This is a genomic window from Pigmentiphaga sp. (assembly GCF_019689535.1).
Lineage (GTDB): Bacteria > Pseudomonadota > Gammaproteobacteria > Burkholderiales > Burkholderiaceae_B > Pigmentiphaga.
On the sequence record NZ_JADGHH010000267.1, the window covers coordinates 1 to 3,794 of the forward strand.

Genomic DNA, 3,794 nt, shown 5'->3' on the forward strand with positions numbered 1-3,794 from the left:
CTATAGCGCAATGTGTATATAGTAAACATTATGTGCATATAACGCACATTAAGAAACCAGGGAAAACGCCATGAAAGCTGTACTCCTTTCCGCTTTCGGGGGCCCCGACTCGCTGGAGATCCGGGACGTCCCCACCCCTACGCCGAAGGCGGGGGAGGTCCTCGTCCGCGTCCAGGCCGCAGGCATCTGCCACCATGACATTCTGCACCGCGCCGGCAAGTTGCCGGGTGCCAAGACGGGCGTGGTGCTGGGACACGAGACCGCCGGAGAGGTCGTCGCGGTGGGCGAAGGCGTCATCACGCACGCCGTGGGCGATCCGGTCGTGATCTACCAGCGCCAGTTCTGCGGCATGTGCCGCAACTGCCTGCGGGGCCGCCAGGATATGTGCCGCGCGCTCGGCCTGCCGGCCGTCGACACGGTGGGCGGCTATGCCGAGTATGTTTGCGTTCCCGCCCCGATGGCGATACCCGTTCCCCGTGGATTACCGTGGGAAGCCGCGGCGCTATCGTGCTGCCCCATCGGCACCAGCCTGCGCGCGCTGCGCACCCTGGCCGGCACGAGTCCGGGCGACACGGTCCTCATCACCGGGGCCAGTGGCGGGCTGGGCATGCACCAAATCCAGATCGTGCGCGCCCTGGGCGCGCGATCCATTGCCGTCACGTCTAGCCCCTCCAAGGCAGGCCACCTCAGGGAACTTGGTGCCGACGAAGTCATCGTATCCCCCGACCTCAAGTTCAGCGCCGAAGCTTGGCGCCTCACCAGCAAGCAAGGCGTGGACGTCGCAGTCGACAACCTGGGCATGACGCTGCCCGAAACCCTGCGTGCCATGGCCCAAGGCGGCACAGTGGTGGTCCTCGGCAACATCGATGGCCATCCCGTGGACGTATTGCCTGGCTTGCTCATCGGCCGGCGCATACGGGTCATGGGCTCAGGCAGCGGCACGCTGGAAGATATCCGCCAGGCGTTGGCGATGCTCGTGGCGGGACAGATCCGGCCTATCGTTTCGGCGAAACTGCCCTTCTCCGAAATCCGCCGCGCCCATGAACTGCTCGACACCAAGGGCGTGGAAGGGCGGGTCGTCATGCAGGGCTGGTCATGAACGTCGGCGCGTTGCTGCTGCGCTGCGCCCAACAGTGGCCTGATCAACCGGCGCTCATCGACGCCCGGGACGGCAGCGCCCTCACTTTCACGCAATTGGCCTCGCGCGCATTCGGCTTGGGGCATGCCCTGCGCGCGGACGGACTGGACGAACAGGAACGCGTCGCCATTCTTGGCGACAACACGCCGGAATACCTATTGTGGGACTATGGCGTGATGGCAGCCGGACTGGTGCGGGTCCCGCTCGACCCTGCCCTCAGCGCCGAAGAACAGGCGGCCCAATTGACCGACGCGCAGGCGCGCATGCTCGCTTACGGCGAAGACTATGCCGAACGCGCACGCGCGCTCGCAGCGCGCGTGCCCGGCCTGAAATTGCGGCCACTGGCAGCCGACAACCCTACGATGCCACTGCCCGCCGCATTGCCCGGACCGCAGGCCATGGCTTCGCTCAACTACACCGGAGGCAGCACGGGGGCACCCAAGGCCGTGGTCATCACGCACGGCAGCCTGACGTCCGCGCTGCAGAACATCGTGCTGGCGCGTGGCCAAGGGCCCGGCGACGTCATGCTCAACATGCGGCCGCTGTGGCCGATAGCGGCCATCATCGTACTGGCCCAGCTCGCGGCCGGCGGCGCGGTCGTGCTCGCAGGCCGCTTCCAGCCCCGGCGCTTCCTGGAGTTGTTGGCACATCACCGCGCCACTTCGACCTCGTTGGTACCGACGCACCTGGCCAGGCTACTCAAGGAAACCTGCCCCGCCGACTATGACTTGTCCGCGCTACGCAGCATCGACGTGGGCGCAGCAGCGATTCCGCCGGAGATTTTCGAAGCCGCCATCGAGGCTTTTGGTCCTCGCTTCGGCGTACTCTACGGGCTGACCGAAGCGTCTTGGACGTGCTACCAGCCGCCCCAGGCGCTGGCCGACCCCACCACGCGCGCGCAAGCGATGCGCAGCGTGGGCCGCCCGCTCTTCGGCTGTGAAGTTCGCATCGAGTCCGATGGGCAGCCGGCGCCCGCCGGCGTGGAAGGCGAGGTGCTGATCCGCGGCGCCCACGTCGCCGCCGGCTACTGGAAGCAGCCCGAACTGAGCGCCCAAGTCTTCCGCGGCGGCTGGTTCCACACGGGCGACCTGGGCGTGCTCGACGAATCTGGCATCCTGCGGATTACCGGCAGGCTCAAAGAGGTTATCCGTACGGGAGGAAAATCGGTGCTGCCGGACGAGGTGGAACGTGCCCTGTGCTCGCACCCCGCCGTCGCGGACGCAGCCGCCGCCGGCCTGCCCGATCCGGAATGGGGAGAAGTCATCGGCGCGGCGGTCGTGCTGAACGAGGGCGCGCGCATCGAGGCGGAAACGCTGGTGGAACACTGCCGGCAATCGCTGTCAGGCTTCAAGAAGCCCCGGATCATCCGCTTCGTGACGAGTATTCCCCGCTCCCACTACGGCAAGATCCAGCGTGCCAAGGTGCGCGCCCTGCTCGCCGAACGCGGGCCCTCCTGAAGGGAAAAGCCTGCGGCCCGGCCGCAGGCGGCATCACTGCTCGACGATGTTCGCCAATTGCACGATCTCGCGCGCCTTGGCGATCTCCTGGTCGATGAAGGCGCGGAACCGGGCTCCCGTCACGCCGGCCGGCTCCAGCCCTTGGCGTGCGAACCAAGCGCGGGTTTCCGGCTCGGCGACGATCCGCTTGACGGCCGCTTCGAGTTTCTCCACCACGGGCGCCGGAAGGTTCGCCGGCCCCCAGAACCCGTACCAGGTAAAGAAATCGACTTCGGGATATCCCGCCTCGGCAAAGGTCGGCACGTCCGGCGCCAACGGACTGCGCCGCTGACCGGTGACCGCCAGCGCCTTGAGCTTGCCCGCCTTGACCGGGGGCAGCGACGACAGCAGCGGATCCATCATCCCACTGACCTGGCCTCCCATTAGATCGACCAATGCGGGAGCGGTCCCCTTGTACAAAATGGTCGGGACCTTCAGGCCAGCGCGATACTTGAAGGACTCCACGGCGAGATGCCCGGCAGCACCGAAGCCTCCGACCGCAAAGTTGAATTTCTCCGGCTCAGCCTTGGCCCGGGCGACGAAATCCTGCACCGTCGCGACCTGGGTGGCAGGGGGCGTCACGAACAACAGCGGCCCGGAAGCGACCAGGGCGAGCGGCGCCAGGTCTTTGACCGGATCGAAGGGCGGCCGCTCTTTCATGATCAGCGGGTTGATCACGAGCGTCGACGCGGTCAGGAGCAAGGTATAGCCATCCGCGGGCGCCCGGGCGACCAGGTCGGCCCCGATATTGCCGGACGCGCCGGCGCGGTTCTCGACCACGACTTTCTGGCCCAGGTCCGCCTCGAGGCGAGCCGCGACGGTGCGCGCCACGGCATCGACGGCCCCGCCCGCGACGAAAGGCACGACGAGCCGGACCGGCTTGGAAGGATAGGATGCCGCCTGGACGAGCGGGCAAACCGCTAGCAGCAGGGACAGCGAAACGCGCGGCAAAATACGTGGCAGCGACATGGCGAACTCCCGCGGGCCAAGCCCGGATAGTGAAGAGCGACGCATGATACGGCGCGGGGACCCGGTTTTTCCGCCGCCGGTTATACAGTGTTGCTATGTGCATATTACGCACAATTAGATTGTAATACGCACTTCGAGATTAGCGATACCATGTCGCCACGTCAACGCCTCCCCACGCCCCATGCTTCGCC

Annotated in this window: 3 protein-coding genes; 2 read left to right on the forward strand and 1 reads right to left on the reverse strand. The window is 66.6% G+C overall.

The genetic code is table 11. The annotated features are described in order from the left end of the window. Window positions 1-70: 70 nt before the first annotated feature. Together IRZ12_RS16385 and IRZ12_RS16390 are read left to right on the forward strand one after the other, a co-directional pair. On the forward strand, window positions 71-1,099 hold the full coding sequence (locus tag IRZ12_RS16385) for an alcohol dehydrogenase catalytic domain-containing protein (RefSeq protein WP_296470759.1): 1,029 nt from the start codon (window positions 71-73) through the stop codon (window positions 1,097-1,099). After that, window positions 1,096-2,595, forward strand: coding sequence for a class I adenylate-forming enzyme family protein (locus IRZ12_RS16390; RefSeq protein ID WP_296470762.1), 1,500 nt, complete (start codon window positions 1,096-1,098; stop codon window positions 2,593-2,595). Before IRZ12_RS16385 ends, IRZ12_RS16390 begins: the two co-directional genes overlap by 4 nt. A 33-nt stretch (window positions 2,596-2,628) precedes the next feature. On the opposite strand, the gene IRZ12_RS16395 is transcribed toward IRZ12_RS16390, so the two are convergent. Continuing rightward, the gene (locus IRZ12_RS16395) at window positions 2,629-3,603 is read right to left on the reverse strand and encodes a tripartite tricarboxylate transporter substrate binding protein (protein ID WP_296470766.1); all 975 of its coding nucleotides are present in this window, start codon (window positions 3,601-3,603) and stop codon (window positions 2,629-2,631) included. Window positions 3,604-3,794: the final 191 nt, after the last annotated feature.